Source organism: Pectobacterium polonicum (assembly GCF_005497185.1).
Classification (GTDB): Bacteria; Pseudomonadota; Gammaproteobacteria; order Enterobacterales; family Enterobacteriaceae; genus Pectobacterium; species Pectobacterium polonicum.
On sequence record NZ_RJTN01000005.1, the window covers coordinates 168,678 to 187,066 of the forward strand.

At 52.0% G+C, this 18,389-nt stretch carries 17 protein-coding genes; 3 read left to right on the forward strand and 14 right to left on the reverse strand.

What is annotated here, in order from left to right; genetic code table 11:
- Positions 1-80: 80 nt before the first annotated feature.
- The 11 genes from EDI29_RS08445 to dinG form a co-directional block, all read right to left on the reverse strand.
- A complete protein-coding gene (locus EDI29_RS08445; protein WP_137740533.1) occupies positions 81-392 on the reverse strand; it encodes a hypothetical protein in 312 nt (103 codons plus the stop codon).
- Positions 385-714 (reverse strand): hypothetical protein, encoded by a 330-nt coding sequence (locus tag EDI29_RS08450; RefSeq protein ID WP_010294923.1) that lies wholly within the window; start codon positions 712-714, stop codon positions 385-387. The genes EDI29_RS08445 and EDI29_RS08450 overlap by 8 nt, the downstream gene beginning before the upstream one ends.
- Positions 704-1,378 carry a hypothetical protein gene (locus tag EDI29_RS08455; RefSeq protein WP_137740534.1) on the reverse strand — a complete coding sequence of 225 codons (675 nt, stop codon included), beginning with the start codon at positions 1,376-1,378 and terminating at the stop codon, positions 704-706. The genes EDI29_RS08450 and EDI29_RS08455 overlap by 11 nt, the downstream gene beginning before the upstream one ends.
- Positions 1,368-1,979, reverse strand: coding sequence for a transglycosylase SLT domain-containing protein (locus tag EDI29_RS08460; protein WP_137740535.1), 612 nt, complete (start codon positions 1,977-1,979; stop codon positions 1,368-1,370). Before EDI29_RS08460 ends, EDI29_RS08455 begins: the two co-directional genes overlap by 11 nt.
- 1 nt (position 1,980) lies before the next feature.
- On the reverse strand, positions 1,981-2,310 hold the full coding sequence (locus EDI29_RS08465) for a putative holin (protein ID WP_010281025.1): 330 nt from the start codon (positions 2,308-2,310) through the stop codon (positions 1,981-1,983).
- 219 nt (positions 2,311-2,529) lie between these two features.
- Positions 2,530-3,897: a TolC family outer membrane protein gene (locus tag EDI29_RS08470; protein WP_137740536.1), complete on the reverse strand. Its 1,368-nt coding sequence runs from the start codon at positions 3,895-3,897 to the stop codon at positions 2,530-2,532.
- 2 nt (positions 3,898-3,899) lie between these two features.
- Positions 3,900-5,228 (reverse strand): HlyD family type I secretion periplasmic adaptor subunit, encoded by a 1,329-nt coding sequence (locus EDI29_RS08475; RefSeq protein ID WP_137740537.1) that lies wholly within the window; start codon positions 5,226-5,228, stop codon positions 3,900-3,902.
- Between the two features lie 27 nt (positions 5,229-5,255).
- Positions 5,256-6,983 (reverse strand): type I secretion system permease/ATPase, encoded by a 1,728-nt coding sequence (locus tag EDI29_RS08480; protein WP_137740538.1) that lies wholly within the window; start codon positions 6,981-6,983, stop codon positions 5,256-5,258.
- A gap of 17 nt (positions 6,984-7,000) precedes the next feature.
- On the reverse strand, positions 7,001-7,312 hold the full coding sequence (locus EDI29_RS08485) for a protease inhibitor Inh/omp19 family protein (RefSeq protein WP_137740539.1): 312 nt from the start codon (positions 7,310-7,312) through the stop codon (positions 7,001-7,003).
- A gap of 103 nt (positions 7,313-7,415) precedes the next feature.
- The gene (locus EDI29_RS08490) at positions 7,416-8,846 is read right to left on the reverse strand and encodes a serralysin family metalloprotease (RefSeq protein ID WP_137740540.1); all 1,431 of its coding nucleotides are present in this window, start codon (positions 8,844-8,846) and stop codon (positions 7,416-7,418) included.
- 510 nt (positions 8,847-9,356) lie between these two features.
- Positions 9,357-11,456: an ATP-dependent DNA helicase DinG gene (gene dinG, locus EDI29_RS08495; RefSeq protein ID WP_137740541.1), complete on the reverse strand. Its 2,100-nt coding sequence runs from the start codon at positions 11,454-11,456 to the stop codon at positions 9,357-9,359.
- A gap of 181 nt (positions 11,457-11,637) precedes the next feature.
- Between dinG and EDI29_RS08500 the strand changes: the two genes are divergently transcribed.
- The 3 genes from EDI29_RS08500 to EDI29_RS23310 all read left to right on the forward strand — a co-directional run bounded on the left by EDI29_RS08500 (position 11,638) and on the right by EDI29_RS23310 (position 13,370).
- The gene (locus tag EDI29_RS08500) at positions 11,638-12,471 is read left to right on the forward strand and encodes an AraC family transcriptional regulator (RefSeq protein WP_137740542.1); all 834 of its coding nucleotides are present in this window, start codon (positions 11,638-11,640) and stop codon (positions 12,469-12,471) included.
- Between the two features lie 52 nt (positions 12,472-12,523).
- On the forward strand, positions 12,524-13,171 hold the full coding sequence (locus tag EDI29_RS08505) for a LysE family translocator (protein ID WP_137740543.1): 648 nt from the start codon (positions 12,524-12,526) through the stop codon (positions 13,169-13,171).
- Between the two features lie 91 nt (positions 13,172-13,262).
- Positions 13,263-13,370, forward strand: a complete 108-nt coding sequence (locus EDI29_RS23310; RefSeq protein ID WP_005972753.1) for a hypothetical protein — start codon at positions 13,263-13,265, stop codon at positions 13,368-13,370.
- An 84-nt stretch (positions 13,371-13,454) separates the two neighbouring features.
- On the opposite strand, the gene idi is transcribed toward EDI29_RS23310, so the two are convergent.
- The 3 genes from idi to EDI29_RS08520 form a co-directional block, all read right to left on the reverse strand.
- The gene (gene idi / locus EDI29_RS08510) at positions 13,455-13,994 is read right to left on the reverse strand and encodes an isopentenyl-diphosphate Delta-isomerase (RefSeq protein ID WP_137740544.1); all 540 of its coding nucleotides are present in this window, start codon (positions 13,992-13,994) and stop codon (positions 13,455-13,457) included.
- A 122-nt stretch (positions 13,995-14,116) separates the two neighbouring features.
- Positions 14,117-16,423 carry a beta-glucosidase BglX gene (gene bglX / locus EDI29_RS08515; protein ID WP_137740545.1) on the reverse strand — a complete coding sequence of 769 codons (2,307 nt, stop codon included), beginning with the start codon at positions 16,421-16,423 and terminating at the stop codon, positions 14,117-14,119.
- A gap of 362 nt (positions 16,424-16,785) precedes the next feature.
- Positions 16,786-18,132 (reverse strand): aspartate aminotransferase family protein, encoded by a 1,347-nt coding sequence (locus tag EDI29_RS08520; protein ID WP_137740546.1) that lies wholly within the window; start codon positions 18,130-18,132, stop codon positions 16,786-16,788.
- Positions 18,133-18,389 lie beyond the last annotated feature (257 nt).

The window sequence follows — 18,389 nt, forward strand, 5'->3', positions numbered from 1 at the left end:
CCAGCACAACCGTGCTGGCGCAAAGGAAGATGACGAGACTGATAACGCGTAAAGACAGAAGTGAAAGCAATGTAATGGGATTACCGATCCCAATATTTTTCCGGCCGAGCGATGCCAACCATACAATCAACCGCATATTCCACGACATCCACACCAAGGCGGGTAAGATTCGCCAGCCAGACGCCGCCCGCCTCCTTGGTCAATACCGCCATTTTGCGATCGGCCAGATAATCCAGTGCATGACGCAACTCTGACTCTGAAGCGTCGGCATACAACCGCTGCATCACGGCCAACAGAAACATTTCATTCGCGGTATAAGGACGTGTTTTATTTAATGCGACAAGCAAGTGCCAGCGCATCGATGCCTGTCGAATACACTGCGTATCAGCCATGATTTCCTCCCGAATACCGCTGCTGCACTAACTCCAGTTTGTTATAAAGCGCATCCAGTTTGGCTTCGATGACCGTCTGACCACGGATGTAATCCTCACGTCTTACATAAACCAGCGGTAAATCGGCGCGGAACTCCAGAAACTCACGTTCCAGCCGCGTCCATCCCTGCTCGCTCTTCTGTCGTGCGTTTTCCAAAGCGGCAAAACGCTCGTTCAGCCGCTTTTCAATCTGCGTGAGCAGAATCCTCCCTGCGGCAAACAGGAAGCTCATAAACGATAGCAACAGGCCAACCAGCGACCAGAACTCCACTTCAATCTTCACGTGTTACCTCCCCTGTCTGTTGTAACGCTTCGATATAATCCAGCAGCGCGTTAACCTGCGCACTCAGCGCCTGATAGCGCTCTCCGTTGTCGCTGATGTTGGCGAGGATATCGCGCTGGGAGACACCTGAAAGTTGTAATTCGGCGTCAGCGGTTGTGCCGAGATCGGACGCTGCGCCAGTGCGGCGGGCAGCGGCGGTAATGTCTGCGGCACCGTCGGTGGACAGACCGAAAGCGGCGTTGTAGTGCTGCACGAAGCCGCGAGTAAACACGCACTGCACAGGCTGAACTTTGCCTTTTTCGTCAATGTATTGCTGAGTAACATGGTCAATTTTCCGTTGCAGAGCGGCGTTATCCGCCGACAGTTTTTGACGCGCCGCGACATAGCGCTGTTCGAGTTGATTCCCACGCTCTACCTGCTGCTGGTATTGCTCCGCCGCCGCGCGTAGTAGCTGGTTCTGGGTTTCGGCCTGCTGCTGCTGTAGCAAATTGAATGCCGCCTGCTGTTTCGCCAGCGCGGCATCCCCCAGTGCTTGCGCCAGTTGATAACCCTGATTATGGCCAGTCAGATAGACCGCGAGTAGCAACACCACGACAAGCAGGACCGCGACCACGCGTGGCGAAAGAAAGGATTTCAGGCTATTGAGAAACAGACTATTCCACACAGCTCGCCCTCCCCCAGCTCAAATACCGTGGTGCCAACTGATGCAAAATGCGGTCGGGGTAATGGCGATTTTCACGCCAGTTGGCGGCGCTACGTCCGGCATTGACGGTTTCTACATGATCGAACCAACGAAGTATGTCCTTATCGGCGATCTTCGCACGCTGCTTATCACGCTGTAACCAGCCAAGTCCGCCGTTGTAGGACGACAAGGTCATTGCCATGCGTTCACAGTCGTTGCTGGCGCTGATTCGCGTCCACAGCCAGCGATCGTAGCCCGTCAGAGCACGGATAGCCCAGGCAGGATTAAACGGTTGATTCGCGCGAAGTTCAGGGACAATACCGCTAAACCAGTCGGCGGTGGTCGGCATAAACTGCGCCAGCCCCTGCGCACCGACGGGTGAAACGGCCCGAGGATTCCAACCGCTTTCCTGATGCAACTGCGCCGCAAAGTCAGCAATCGGGGCATTCATGCCCCAATCCAACCGTGCACTGCGGATCACATCACTGCGGTACGCCTGCGCGGCACGAGGGATGGTGTCGGCGCAGACCACCGAGCTAAAAAGCAGCGGGCTAAAAAACAACGTGATGAGGAGGTGTCGCATATCACAGCCCCATCGCTACGCCGATGCAAACGGCTGACACAATCAGCGCTCGTCGTAACATTGCAGCGGCAAATACGGTATGGTGACCGTCCCGAACCGGAAAACGTCCACGCGGTACAGGTTCATCACCTTGTTCGAGGAACAGACCGGGACGCGCTTTAGGAAACAGCGAGCGATCCAGCCAATAACCTAATACCGCGGCGAGTGAAATAAGCGAAAGCTTATAGACGGTGACGGGAAGCTGTTGCGGTGAAATCAGCCCGATAACAGCAAAGAGAAAAGCGGATGTCACAATCCAGCCGGTAAGACGCGGTTTTTTGATTTTTTTCACGATAAAGCCTCCTGATAAGAATGGAGGCCATTATGCAAAATGCAGGGGTTTGATGATTTTAAAGGAGTTTAAGTATTACTAAGGCACAAGATCCCACAAAATTGAACCATTTCTATTCGTCATCCCTTTCTACTCTTCATCCTTCACGTTGCCCATACGTAGACTTCCTGCTGATAAAAATCATAGCCAATTATCCGTATATGATTTTTATCATCTGTTTTAGTGCCTGATGGTCTTGTTATTGGCTAATGACGTTGTTGCAGGCTGAAACCGAGCCGCCAGTTCCAGAATATCTTTCTCGTTCAGCGTACCCGCCGTATAGCGCAGTAATAACCATGCCTGAAGCCAACTGTATTTCGCTTCCGCCAGCTCTCGTCGAGCGTTATACCAATCCTGTTCAGCCAGCAGGATATCCAGATTAATACGTTCACCGCCCGCCACGCTCAACCGTGTGGCGTTAACGGCTTCTTGCGCCGACGAGGCTGTCATTTGCCAGGCTTTGATTTTCGCCGAACCGTTATTGTACAGATTGTAATATTTTTTCAACTCCGCCAACGTTTGCTTGGTTTGATCGTCCAACTCCGCCTGGCTTTGCTGATATTCCGCCGCCGCCTGCCGCATCGATGCCGAGACGGAGCCACCGGAATAAAGCGGGACATTCAACTGTAAACCAACGCTCTGTGTGTCGTATTTCTGATTGTAGTTATATTCACTTTCCGAACGGCTATTGCGCGACGATGCCACCAGCGACAGCGTAGGTAAATGGCCAGCTCGACTGCGTTCGATTTCATAACGGCTGACCGCCAGCCCTTCGCGCTGCGTCGCCAGTTTGGCATTGTGCTGCACGGCAAGATCGCGCCACTGCGCTAACGTCTGCTTATCTGATTCCACAGACGGCAGTTGCGCGAGCGTCAGAGGATGTAGCGCTGCAATATCCAGCGTTGTGCCTGTCATATTTTCCAGATCGGTGATTGCAGCATCCAGATTGTCTTGCTGCTCAATGCGCTGCGCTTCAGTCAGCGTAAAGCGCGCCTCCGTTTCACGCACATCCGTTAACGTGCCTTCTCCCGCCAGCAGGAGGCGTTGATTCAGCGCCAGCTGTTCCTGATAGGCACGCTGCTGCGCATCCAGCAATTGCAGCTTTTCCTGCGCCAACAGCGCACTACTCCAGGCTTGATATAGCCGCACCATCAGGTCCTGGCTGCGATCGCGAAAACGCTGATCGGCCATCAACGTGCGGGCAACACCCTGTTGATAACGCGCCCAGGACGCATAGTCCAGCAGCGGCTGACGCAGCGATAGCGTCGACGTGTAGCTGTTATAATCGCGTTTTAACGTGTTGCCAGTGAAGCTATCCGTTTGGGTGACTTTGGAGTGGCTACTGTTGGCACTATATCCATATTGGAGATTTGGGAGCAGATTAGCCCGCCCGATCGTCTCCTCTTCCTGGCCGGCTGCTCGCTCGAACCCCGCCGCACGAAACTGGGCGTCGTTGCGCAGCGCCAACTCCCAGGCATCAAGCAGCCCTAATGCGTTAACGCCTGAAGAAAGGAGCCCAAACAGCACGATTATCGCGATCCTTTGCATGATTACTCTTCCGTTAGTGCCAGATGCAGGCGATCCATTAAAGGCTTAAAGAGATAATTGACGAACGACCGCTCTCCGGTACGGACAAACCCCTGTACCGGCATGCCCGGTTTGACTTCCAGCCCCTCCAGAGCACGTTTCCCTGCCTCATCCACCTGAACGCGCAGGCTGTAATAGGGAGAGCCGTCCCGTTCATCCAGCAGGCGATCGGCGGACAACAGTTCGACGGTTCCCGCTACGCGCGGCGTCGTGCTTTGGTTAAACGCAACGAACTGAAGCTCAACGGGTAACCCCGGCCAGACTTTATCGACCAATTCAACGGGAAGGCGTGCATCCACCTGTAAAGGCTGATCGTCCGGTACGATCTCCAGAAGCGTCTGTCCCGGCGCAATAACACCACCTTCTGTAAATACCTTCAACCCGACCACCGTCCCGGAAACGGGCGCACGCATCTGGATATTCGCCAAATTGAAATCGGCTTTTTCCTTCTTGCTACCCACATCGCTCAGCAGTGCCCGGACTTCTGCCAGCTCGCTGTTTACTTCTTTGTCGTATTCTTGTTGGCGCTGGGCGATCAGCAGCGTTTGTTGCTCAATGTCACGGCGGGTGCGATTAATCTCTCCCGCCAACTGCGCGATATCACCGTTAAGCTGCGCCAGCAGACGTTCGTTCTCCAGCATTTTGTTGCGCGGCACATAGTTTTCCGCCGCCAGTGAACGTAGCCCTTGTAGCTGTTGTTCCAGCGTTTCCCGCTGCTTCTGCTTGCTGGCCATCACCTGACGCTGTGCGCTGAGCGATGCCTCCATACCCGCAATACTCGTGCGCATCCCTTCTGCCTCAAGCCTAAGCGACTGCTGGCGGCTGTGCAGTAAATCGCGCTGTAATGCCGTAATCACGTTCATCTCTGGCTTTTCCGCTAGCGGTTGCAGACGGGGCGTCATCACCATGTCATTCAAGCGCTGCTGTTCAGCAAGCAGCCGACCTTCCCGCGCGACTAACTGTAAATACTGACCATCCAGACCTTCACTCGCCGAACGTGCATCAACCTCATTCAGCGTTAACAAAATCTGACCGACCTCCACCTTGTCGCCGTCTTTAACCTGAATTTTATCGACGATACCGCCCTGATTGTGCTGAACAACTTTGCGATTGCCAGAAATCACGACGCTGCCATTGACCATGACGCCCTTGTCCAGCGGTGCAAACAGTGCCCACAGGAGAAAACCGCCGAACCCGGCGAGCACCAGCAACCATCCCAGACGCACGGCACGTTTTTCATCGCGCCGCGCCGTCTGGTTCATACTATCTTCGCTTATTTCTGATGCGGACATGTCTTTCCCTGTATTCGTCATTCCCTGTTACGGCTGGACAGCGGCAGCAGGTGTCATTTGTGCTTGATTAGCGGCACGACGCGGCTGCAATTCGCTTAGAATGTCGCGTGCAGGCCCAAAACGCTGTTGTCTGCCTTGGTTAAGAACCAGAATTTTATGCGCCAACGTGGTTAATGCAGGACGATGCGTAATCAGTACCACCGTCGCTCCCCGCTTTTGAAGATGCGAGATCGCCTGCGCCAGCGCCATTTCACCTTCGTTGTCGAGGCTGGAGTTCGGCTCATCGAGTACCAGCAGGCAGGGCTCGCCATACACCGCACGTGCCAGCGCGATACGCTGCCGTTGCCCCCCCGACAGTCCGTTGCCGTCAGCGCCAAGAGGCGTGTCATATCCCTGTGGCTGACTAAGAATCATCTCGTGGACGCCTGCCAGCTTCGCCGCCGCGACAATTTTTTCTGCGTCATGTTCGCCAAAGCGGGAAATATTCTCCGCCAGCGTGCCTTTAAACAGCTGTACATCTTGTGGCAGGTAACCCATTGCCGGACCAAACACCGTCTTATCTACCTGGCTGAGATCGGCACCATCCAGTCGAACCTTGCCACGAGTCGGTGCTTGCGTCGCGACCAGTAAACGTGCCAATGTGGATTTTCCTGAGCCTGATGCGCCCAGAATCGCCAGCGTTTCCCCCGCATGAAGCGAGAAATGGATATCCTGCAATCTTGATGCCCCTTGCGGCGTCTGCAATAACACATTTTCGACGCTAAGCTGGCCAACAGGCGCTGGCAACGCCATCACCTCTGCTTTAGGCGGATACGCCGTCATAATTCGATTCAGGCGATGCCAGGCTTGCCGTGCGCTGCTTAACGGTTTCCAAATGCCAATAAACTGATCGATAGGGCTCAGCACGCGCCCGACAAGAATTGATCCGGCGATCATCATGCCCGGCGTGATTTCACCCTTAATCGCTAACATCGCCCCCACGCCAAGCATCAGCGATTGCAGAAAAATGCGCGCATGTTTTGACGCCGCCCCAACAACCGCGGCTCGTTCGCTCGCCAGATTTTGCAGGGTAATAAAGCGATAATGTTGCCCCAACCAGCGCCGACGTAAGTTAGGCAGCATCCCCATTGATTCAATCACTTCCGCATTACGCAGTTGCGTATCCGCAAGATGAGTCGCCTGTAACGCTTCATGGTTTGCTTCTTCCAACGGCGACGTAGTGAGATACTGATTTAACCATGCCAGCAGCAGCAGAACCACCGTTCCCCCTAACGCCAGAAAGCCGAGAACCGGGTGAATGAGGAACAGCACTAATAAAAAGAAGGGAAACCAGGGAATATCGAAGAAAGCAAACAGTGAATTGCCCGTAATAAACTGCCGTAATAGCGTGAGATCGTTCAGCGCCTGACCCGCTTTTGCCTCGCCAGCCTCAAGATTGCGTTCAAACGCGGCGTTGAAGACCTGCTGATTCAACTGTAGATCGATCCGCGTACCGAGTCGAACGACAACCAGACTCCGCACCCATTCGAGCGCCGCCATGAATATACCCAGACCAGCAATCAGCAGCGTGAGCATCAGCAAGGTCGTACCATTCCCTGAAGCCAGTACGCGGTCGTAAACCTGAAGCATATAGAGAGAAGGCGACAGCATCAGTATATTAACGATGGCGCTGAACATCCCAATGCTCCAAAAGCTGCGCCGGAAAGGACGCAGTATACTCAACAACGAACGTTCCTTATTTGATAGTTGACTCACTGCGTTTGCCTCTCCTGTCAGGACTGTTTGTGCATCGTCCGTGTACTACCATCAGGCAATATCAGCGTATAGCCCTCTTTTTCCTTGCTAAAGAACACGACGGACTGCCCCTGCTCTTTCGTCAGCGTGATACCATCCGGCGTCGGCCGCCAGCCTACGGGAACATCGGATAACAGCGCTTTTAAACATTGAGCATCACCGTCAAGACGCCAGGTGCTATCCACTAACGGCGTATTGTGCAGCACAACCTCACACTGCTGTTCCCCGCCACGCAATTGCCATACGCCGCTTAGCTCACTTGCTGAAGGTAATTTCAGACTACTTGCCATACATCCTCCGCTTATTGCACTTAACAGCGCCGCGATGATTAATTTTTTCATAGTGGCCCCAACTCGATAACAGAAAAGGACGGGTTTCCCCGCCCTTGCTACATCACACGATAAAATCGGTTGCCGCAGAAGGCTGACCAACAATATGCACAACAAAGTCTGGTGTGGTCTGACCCGCAAAATTCAGCCACAGATTGGTCGTGTTGCTGCCCGCGTCCCAGTCAAGCAATGCCTCATTGCCACGTCCGGTGAAAGCATCAACAAACTGCAAATCTTTATTTTGATTCAGCACTGACAGATCGATCTTGTCGATGCCGCGTTGGAAATCCGTGATGGTGTCATAACCTGTCTTATAGGAAGAGTCGCTCGCGCTGGCGTAGACGAAAATATCTTTGCCCGCACCGCCCGTCAGCGTATCTGCACCGCCGCCGCCGTAAATGACGTCATCACCTGCACCACCATTCAAAATATTATTCGCATCGTTACCGATAATAATATCGTTGCCGGAGCCGCCAATGGCGTTTTCGATCGTGACGCCGTGAGCGATAGACACGTTACCTTTCAGGCCGCCAACATCAGAGAATCCACCTTCATTCAGGTTGATGCGCTGATCGTTTCGGTAACCAGAGAAATCAAACGTATCATTACCGCCCGCATCCCAAACGGAGAAAATCAGTTTGTCACTGCTGCTATTCGCTGAATAGAAATCACGGCCAGTATTGGAGTTGAAACCGTATACCGTATCACCAGTACGCGTGTTCATGTTTGCGCCATAAAGATATTGGATCGCCGTGATGTCATCAATCAGCGGACCGGCAGCATAGTGTCCCTGGAAATCGCCTCCTGTGTTTTGCTCACTCCAGTAGCTCATCAAACTGAACTGGCGCGTATCTTCCGCATAGGTCACATCACGGTAGGTCGGATTACCTTCACCCGCATTGTAAGAACCTGGGTGGTTCAGTCCCAGCGCATGACCGATTTCGTGCGTCAGCGTCTGTTTGCCATACTCCGTTGCCGGGTTACGTACCGTGTCAGAGTTGTAGTTAAACCAGGCGCTACCCGCCGCAGAGTGGTTACCCGGCATATAAGCATAAGCCTGAGTATCGTAGTCCATCCGACCGCTTGAATCACGGGTGTAGTTACCAAACGTGATGGTAGCCTTTTGGGTAGGGCTAACCTGAGTAAACGTGATATTGGCGACATCTGACCACGATTGCAGAGACAGTTTGGCTTGTTGTTCCTGGGCTGTGCTAAATTTCACAAAGCCCTGATCGCCAGAAGGGATAGACCGCACGTTCTGTAAGAACGAATAGGTCAAATTAGCGGATTTACCGAATACGTTCGTTCCATTCCAGGTTAGGCCGTCACGGACAATTTCCTTCGCGGCCAGATCGCTGGTGAACGAGGGTTTGCCATTAAGCTGTCCTTCACCACGGGAGTGGTAATTATACAGATCGTATACATCGCTATACCCCGTACCTGCGGCATGTAATGCTGATTCAGCGGTATCCTTATCTTGATCTCGTAAAGCCATCTTTTCTTCTCCATAAGTCTGATCGGGATGATCAGAATCCTAAATCCCTTCAGGCATATGAATCACATACGCCACGAACTAATGGCTTCTGGTGAGATAAAATTGATCAAAAATTATTTATATACAAAAAAACTCATATAAATAAAAATTATTCTCATAAGGAAATAATTAAGAACACGAGATAATTATCTTCGTTATTATTAAATAAAAAACAATAAGGTACTAATGACTAATTTTTATTATTGAGATAAATAGAAAAAGCAAAGAGGGCTGGTGCCAGACAGCATTCGTTTTCGAAAAGGAAGGAATTTTTATTAACTGCGTTAATTCTCATCATGATACCTATCCTTGGTTGATAAAAACCGCACTGCGCAATGACAGCGTTTGTCACACGTATTAACGGCATCCTTGCTGTTCTGAGACAAATCTAACAAATAAGAATAAAAAAATATAGCGCTAAATAGGGACTAATTCCCCCCCTTATTCAGTGAACAGGTCTAGAGGAATTTGTTATGGCATATCCCGCTGTTCAATCGGGAAGACAGGCAGCGCAGCCAGCAGTTGTGCACCATAACCTTTCGTCAGCAATCGCCTGTCATAAATGACAATTTCACCAAAGCAATCATGGCTACGAATAAGACGCCCAACTTGTTGGATAAGATTAAACGATGCGCTGGGCAAACTCTGTACGATAAACGGGTGCCGTTTGAGGCTTTTTAGCCATTCGCCTTCCGTCAAAATCACCGGGCTGTCGATGGGCGGAAACGCTATTTTATGGATATGCACCTGAGAAAGTAGCTCCCCTTTCAGATCCAACCCTTCCGCAAACGACTGTAAGCCAATCAGCACGCTGGTCTGGCCTTCTTGTACCCGCTGACGATGTAACTCGACCAGTCTGTAGCGCGGCTTATCTCCCTGAACCAGTAGCATCAGGCGTAAATCGGTGACCTGTGTCAGAAAGAGTTGCATGGCACGCTGGCTGGCAAACAGCATCAACATACCTTTATGCTTATCCTGTTTTAACTCCGCGCGGAAAAATTGTGCCATTTCAGCAATATGCTGCGCTTCTGATTCCATCAGCGGTTCATAACGCATCCTGGGAATGACCAGACGCCCCTGTTCACGGTGATTGAACGGTGAGTCCAGCGCGATAAACGTGTCCCCTTCCTGTTCGCCCAAACCGGAAAGTTCCTGTATGCGCGCAAAGCTGTTCAGCGAACGCAACGTGGCCGATGTCACCACCACATGCGACACCTTACTCCACAGCAGCCTTTCAAGCTGATCGCAAACGCGAATTCCCGCGCAGTGCAGGTGAAGATGCGGCTGGTTATCACGCATTTCCCGCGTAATCCATTTAGAAACCGGTGCGTTCGACGATTTTTCCATCGCCGCCAGCCGCCATAGCTTGCTCATCGACTCAAAGTAACCTTGCTGGCGGCTCATTTTCAGCAACGCGTGATAGACCCGCACCACGTCATGCTTGCCGGTTTTTTCGCTGAGGTCGTTGAGCATATACTCCACCAACGCTCGTAGCGTATCGGTCAGCTTGAACAATCGCACACAGAGCTCACGCATTTCATCGGGCATTTTTCCCATCGCAAAGCGGTATTCTGTTTCCTGCCCGTCATGCGGCAAAAACAGCCCGCACATTTGTGAGAAAGACAGTACACATTCACGGATCTCCTCACAGTGGCTGGTTAGCCGTTCACTGTTAGCGAGGCGCGGTGGCGATTTTGGCGCGAATTGCGCCATACACTGCCCGATGAGCTGCACCAACTGTTCCATTTGCGCCATCATATAGGCAGGATGAATATCACCGGACATCTCCAGCGTATCGCGGGCAACGTCGGGAATATGGTGCCCTTCATCAAGCACCAGCAGTAAATTCTTAGGGGGAGGAAGTACCGACTCACTCTCCATCGCCGCCATCACCAGCGCATGGTTAGTGACGACGACATCCGCCTGTTCGATCTCACGCCGTGCGATGAAAAACGGACACTCGCGGTAATAATGACAGTTGTGCGCAAGGCAGTTCGCTTTATCCGTACACAGTTTTTGCCACAGGCTATCATCAATCGAGTCCTGATAATGATCGCGCAGCCCGTCCCAGACGTGGCCTTGCAGTGCTTTTTCAAGCTTTACACAGACGCGTTCTTCTTCTTTACTGGCAGACAGCCGTTCATCATCCAGGAAGAGCGGTAAATCCCCCTGCGCGTCGGGATCGGTTGCCAGCATTGCCAAATTACGCGGGCAAATATAACGACGCCGGCCAAATGCAGCGGTAAATTTCAGTTCGGGAATAAATTTCTGCAACAACGGCAAATCTTTGCTGTAAATCTGATCCTGCAACGCCACATTCGCGGTGCTGACCACCAGCGTTTTATCTTCCGCACGCCCGACAGCAATCCCAGGAATAAGGTAAGAAAGCGTTTTCCCGACGCCAGTAGGTGCTTCAATAGCCAGATGGCGCGGGTAATCACCCGCCAGCGTTTTCGCCACTTCGGCAATCATCTGTCGCTGGGGAACGCGGGAAATAAAATCCGGGATTTGCTCTTGCAGGGCCTTATACCATTGACCAATCTGCAACTTTATTGCGGGGGACAGCGTCATGCATACTCTATATCTATGTAATCTGACCACCATTGTCCCACAGACGCCCGGCGGCGTCAGCCGATATCACGTTCGCAATGATTCCGGCCTCGACAATCTTTCGTCCAGCGATTAGGGTAAAACCCTGCCCTTGCCATGAGCGGTAAACGCTATCTTCGATAAACAATAGCTTCGGTAAATTATGTCTTCAGTTCATGCTATCAACCAGTCGTACTGGTTTTCTTCTCGATTACCGCATGTTGAAAGCCGTACCACGCGCAACAGTCGCCAGGCCTATAAAACACACAGTCATGCGCAATTCTCGATTGGCGCGATCGAACACGGCGAAACGCTTTGCCATTACCGCAACGAAACGCATCACCTACAGATTGGCGATCTGATCTTTATCGATCCCCAGCAGCCGCACAGCTGTAACCCGCTTCCTGGGAAAACGCGTAGCTACCACATGCTTTATCTGGATGCAGAGTGGTGTCTCGACCAGATCGCAACGCATTGTGGCTATCAGGCAGATAGCGTGCGTTGCAACTGTATCGTACTGCACGATCCGGCGCTGTTTATACGCTATCAGCACGTAGTCACCCTGCTGTATCAGGGCGACATCACGTCGGCAGACAACCAGCTAAAAACGATGCTGGAGCCCATTTGGCAACAATACTGCCTGCCAGAACCCTTATTAGCCCATCACCCATCGCAAACCACAACGCTGCACGTACGCGAACGTCTGTTGAATAATTTACAAGAATCCCCGTCACTGGAAACGCTGGCAGATGAGCTGAATCTACGCCGCGAAACCATCGTGCGGCAGTTTCGTCACGATACCGGTATTACACCGATGGCATTCCTTAATAACGCGCGTATTGAGTATGCCAAATCGCTGATGAAACAAGGTACGCCGCTGGTTGATGCCAGCTATCAAAGCGGCTTCTGCGATCAAAGCCATTTTCACAAAACGTTTGTGCAATACACCGCAGCCACACCGGGTCAGTACGCGCGATCAATATTTGACAATAAATAGCCGAAAACCTTGTCTAGACTGGCTTCGATTATTTATCGAGGTCAGAAATATCATGTTTATCAATCCCCTTTTTTCCGCCGATTCTCTTTTCCCTACCCATTTTCCTGCACTGGCGCTGGCACATTTTGTGGCGCTATTGAGCCCTGGCCCGGATTTCTTTCTGTTGACGGCCTACGCCATTCGCTACCGGCTGCGTGGTAGCGCGGGAATCTGTCTGGGCATCGCGCTGGGAAATGGCATTTATATCCTGCTGGCGGCGATCGGCTGGGCAGGCATCCAGCATTCGCCAACACTTTTTACCGTCATCGAATTGGGCGGTGCGGCTTATCTGATCTGGATTGGCTACCAGCTACTGAAAAGTCGTTCTGTCCCGTTGCTACAGGCAGAGCAGCAGTCCAACGGTTGTCCAACGCTGCGCAAACAAATTCTACTGGGGCTCGGTTCGTCACTGCTGAATCCTAAAAACATGCTGTTCTACATCAGCCTGATGACCAGTATTCTTGGGCCGCATGTGACACCTGCGCAACAATTTGTCAGCGGAAGTTGGATGTTTTCTATGGTGTTGGTGTGGGATCTGCTCATCGCTGCGCTGATCGCTCGTCCGCGAGTTCAGCAGCGTTTAACGCGCTGGATTAACCCAATTGAGCGCGGTGCTGGCATCATTTTACTGTTTTTCGGCCTGATGCTTTTATTTCGGTAATAAAGTGTACTTAAAAAGTGAGAAGCGTTTCGGCCTTGTTTCATGGGCTGAAGGCATTATAATTCGGAGCAGTTAACAAAAGGATAACCTGATGACTCTTCAAAAAATCGGCATTATCGGTCTTTTTGCCTTTCTCGCCTTAGGCGGTATGTCCGGCATGATGCTGGTGGGCTACATTATTATCGAGCACGCGGGCTAAGGCTTTCGACCCACAACGCTGCCTCTACGGCACGAGTGCACGAAACAGTGCCGCACGGAAACGCGGCAATTAACCTCGCCTTAATTAACCGGATTGTTCAGACTGAAACGTCTGCCAATACTCAGGAATACGCGCGAAAGTCAGCTGGAACCAGGCCGTAAATTGCTCAGGTGTTGCCACCATTCGCCCTGCTATCTCATCTAGAGACTGGTATTCATAGCTCGACACTTCATCGGGATTGATCTGCGGAACGTCATCCGTCACGCCAAAGTACACATGTCCCAGTTCATGCTCAATCAACCCGTTATCCAGCGGCAGGCGATAGGTCAACGTAAACATCGGCGTCAGCGCACAGCGTAACCCCATCTCTTCATACAAACGGCGGTGTGCCGCCTGTAACGTCTCTTCACCGGGTGCAGGGTGGCTGCAACAGGTATTACTCCATAAACCACCGCTGTGATATTTCTCTTCTGCCCGCTGCTGTAATAACAACTGCTGACGAGAGTTGAAAATATAGACGGTAATCGCACGGTGTAACGCACCTTTTACGTGCGCTTCCTGCTTTTCCATGACGCCAGTTGGCCTGTCATTTTCATCAACCAGCACGACTTCAGTCAACGGCATACCTTGTTCCTGCAAAAGCTTATTCTCCGGTAATCACGCTTTATTTCGAAAATCACACTGTATTTCGGTAATAACCATTCATGTATTCGCCGCCGGAAGCACCGGCGGCGAGACGGACTTTATTATAGCAGTGTAAAGCTGTCGCTCTTCACCCGCTGCGAATCCAGACCAATCATCACGTCGAATTTGCCAGGTTCCACCACCTGCTGCATGCGGGCATTGTAGAACTTCAGCGCTTCCTGATCGAGCGTGAAGGTGACCGTGCGGGATTCTCCCGGCTGTAGCATCACTTTCTCAAAACCACGTAACTCTTTCAGTGGGCGACTGATGGAAGCCACGACATCGTGGAGATACAGCTGTACTACCGTTTCCCCTGCACGATTGCCGGTGTTTTTCACCGTGACGCTAGCGTTAATCGTCCCATTGCGCTTCATCGTCTGGCTGGACAACCGCACATCTGACACGCTGAACGTGGTATAGCTCAGGCCATAGCCAAACGGATAGAGTGGCCCGTTGGCTTCATCGTAATAGTGAGAGGTATATTTACCTGGGTTTTCCGGCGTATAAGGACGGCCTGACGGTAGGTGATTGTAATAAATCGGAATCTGCCCGACAGAGCGCGGGAAGGACATCGGTAGCTTGCCTGATGGGTTATAGTCACCAAACAGCACATCGGCAATTGCATTGCCACCTTCCGTGCCGCTAAACCAGGTTTCCAATAACGCATCGGCCTGCTGATCTTCACGCACCAGCGCCAAAGGGCGGCCGTTCATCAGCACCAGCACCAGCGGTTTCCCCGTGGCTTTCAGCGCCGCGATCAGATCGCGCTGGCCTTGCGGCAGATCGATATTCGAGCGGCTGGACGCTTCATGCGCCATCCCAGCGGCTTCACCGACGACTGCCACCACCACATCCGCTTTCTTCGCAGCTTCTACAGCTTCATCGATCATCACCTGAGGTGGACGTTTATCCACCTGCACAGCATCCTCATACTGATTCAGGAAATCGATGATGCCTTTGTGATTACTGACGTTGGCACCTTTAGCATAAAGAATGGTCGCTTTATCGCCGACCGCATTCTTCAGACCCTGATAAACGGTAATTGTCTGTTTCGAAACGCCCGCCGCAGACCAGCTTCCCATCGTATCGCGCTGGCTATCAGCCAATGGCCCAACGACGGCAATCGTGCCCTGCTTTTTCAGCGGCAACGTTTGCAGACGGTTTTTCAGCAGCACCAAGCTTTTACGCGCCACATCACGTGCATCCAGACGGTGTAAGCGGCTTTCCGCATTGGTATCCACCGGATCGGAACTCGCAACGCCCAAATGACGATACGGATCTTCAAACAGCCCCATATCATATTTCACGTTCAAGACCTGACGGCAGGCATCGTCGATCTCCTGCACGCTCACTGCACCGCTTTTCACCAGCTCAGGCAGATAGCGCACGAAATACTCGTCACTCATGCTCATGCCGATACCGGATTTCACCGCCAGACGCGATGCATCACGCGGATCGCTGGCAACGCCATGCTTAATCAGCTCTTTAATCGCACCGTGATCGGTAATGGTAATGCCTTTGAAATTCCACTGATCGCGTAGCACCTCCTTCAGCAACCAGCTGTTTGAGGTGGCCGGTGTACCGTTGATGGAGTTCAGTGCGACCATCACGCCACTGCTGCCCGCGTCAATCGCCGCTTTGTATGGCGGCATATAGTCCTGGAACATGCGCTGAGGGCTCATGTCCACCGTGTTATAGTCGCGTCCACCTTCAACCGCACCATAAAGCGCGTAGTGTTTGACGCTAGTCATCAGCGAGTGGCGTCCGGTTACGTCATCGCCCTGAAAGGATTTCACTACCACACCAGCAATTTTACTGGTCAACCAGGTGTCTTCACCGAAGCCTTCCGACACGCGACCCCAGCGCGGATCGCGGGTGATATCCACCATCGGCGCCCAGGTCATGTTCAGACCGTCTTCCGTCGCTTCATAAGCCGCCACGCGCGCACTTTTCGCGATCGCGTCCATATCCCAACTGGAGGCTAATCCCAGAGCAATAGGGAAAATAGTGCGTTGGCCGTGCACCACATCATAGGCGAAAAACAGCGGGATCTTCAGGCGGCTGAGTTGCATGACCTGATCCTGCATTGCACGAATATCCTGGCGGGTCACCGTATTAAAAATCGCGCCGACCTGACCATTTCTAATCATTTCGCGGATGGCTTCTTTCGGGTTATCCGTTCCGACGCTGATCAATCGGAGCTGGCCGATCTTCTCTTCCAGCGTCATTTTCTTCAGTAAGTCCGTGACAAACGCATCACGCTGCTGATGTGAAGGCGATACTGATGCCGGCACAGACGTCAATTCCTGCGCAAACGCCGGATTACAGGCAAGTCCAATTGCTATAGTCAGTGAAGTAAGCCATTTCATTCGTTATAAAGACCCAGTCAATCCAGGCGTCAGAGCGTCAGATCAAAACGAGGCGCTGAAGCACAAGACAGGTTGAAGATTCCGACGGTCACATCCCTTCTCTGACAAGGCGAAAAACACCTTCTCCTGCCTTAAGCAAATAAGGTTTCCCGATAGAGGTTGCCGCACCGACGCACTCAAATGCACAGCGCGTAATATAGTGCATTTGTTGAGATTTCATTTAATAAAAACTGCAAGAATAATGCTAAACGATACGCATAATTCACATTCAACCTACGCAAAATGGGCTGTAACGAGGAAAAAACGTACAGTGTGGAACCACATGCGGCGGGCGGCCGCCGACGCATGTGTCTCTGGGGGAATTAACGCCGATGAGATTGCAAACTTAACGCTCGATCGAGCGATCCGACCAGCCAGTCAATATCATGCTCTTGAAATGCTAACGGCGGGCGCAGCTTCAATACATTCCCATGCGGGCCCGCAACCGATGTGAGGACACGCTCAGCACGAAGCTGTTCAACCACGTCCAGCGCCAGCGCTTTATCTGGAGTTTTGGTTTCTCGATCGCTGACCAGCTCAAAACCGATAAACAGCCCCGCCCCGCGCACATCGCCGATGCATGCATGACGGTCGGCAAGCAACGTCAGCTCCCGCTGCAATTTTTCCCCGACAATGCGGCTATGTTCCTGTAAACCTTCCGCGCGAATAACGTTTAATACCGCCTGCGCTGCCGCCATCGACACCGGGTTTCCACCAAACGTATTAAAATAGGGAATTTCATCGCTAAATGCCGCCAGCACATCGGCTTTTGCCAATAACGCCGACACCGGTATGCCGTTGCCCATCGGTTTACCCAATGTCACGACGTCCGGCACAATACCATGCCGGCCAAATCCCCAAAAATGCTCACCCGTGCGGGCAAAACCGGGCTGCACCTCATCCGCGATGAAAATCCCACCGTTGGCATGCACCACCTCTATCGCTGGTTGTAGGTAGCCAGCCGGCCCCGGCAATACGCCATCCGAGGAAAAAATGGAATCAGCCAGGAAACCGGCAAATTTGATGCCGTTCGCGGCCATATCATCAATTTGCATTTGAATTTGCTGCGCAAACCACGCGCCCAAATCGGGCGCCTTCACTCGATAGCGATCGGGAGCAGGTACAAGACGCGTTGTCGCCGCCAGAGGCTGCCCGCTTCCAAGTGCCGGTGACGCACCGGACGTCAACTCACTGGTTCCGTGATAGGCTTCTCGGCTCACAATAATGCCTGTTCCGCCGCTGTAGGCTCGAGCCACACGGATCGCAAGGTCGTTAGCCTCCGATCCGGTACACATATACATCGCCTTATTGATAGCGGCTGGCACCGTACTGAGAATATCCGCTGAGTAATCCAGAATTCGTTCGTGTAAATAGCGGGTATGGGTATTGAGCTGACGCATTTGCTCGTGAACGGCGTCGATGACCGCAGGGTGACAGTGCCCGATACTGGCGACATTGTTATAGACATCCAGATATTTATGCCCGGCAGCATCCCACAGATATTGTCCCTCACCGCGAACCAGATGCACCGGATTACGGTAGAACAAACGATAAGAATCCCCTAACACCTCGGTGCGCCTATTCGTCAGCCTACGCGTAGACTCATCCAGTGCATCCGCATGCTCAGTGCGAAAACTGTTGGTATCCATAATGGTTGAGCGTGTCGCCATAATGACTCCTGTATCAAGGTTGTGGCCCGACTGCGTATCACGTAGATAAAACGCATCGCGCATGTTCAGATAACACTCACCCTACACCAAAAGCAATAAAATACACAAATACAAAAAAATGCACTTTTTTGATGCACGAAAATGCCAAAAAAGTGCAATAAACTCATCACAAAAAAAGATGCACAATTCAATTCATTCGTTATTCAAGTCACTTTACGCACTGAAAAAATAAATAAATCATTGATTAAATTAACAAT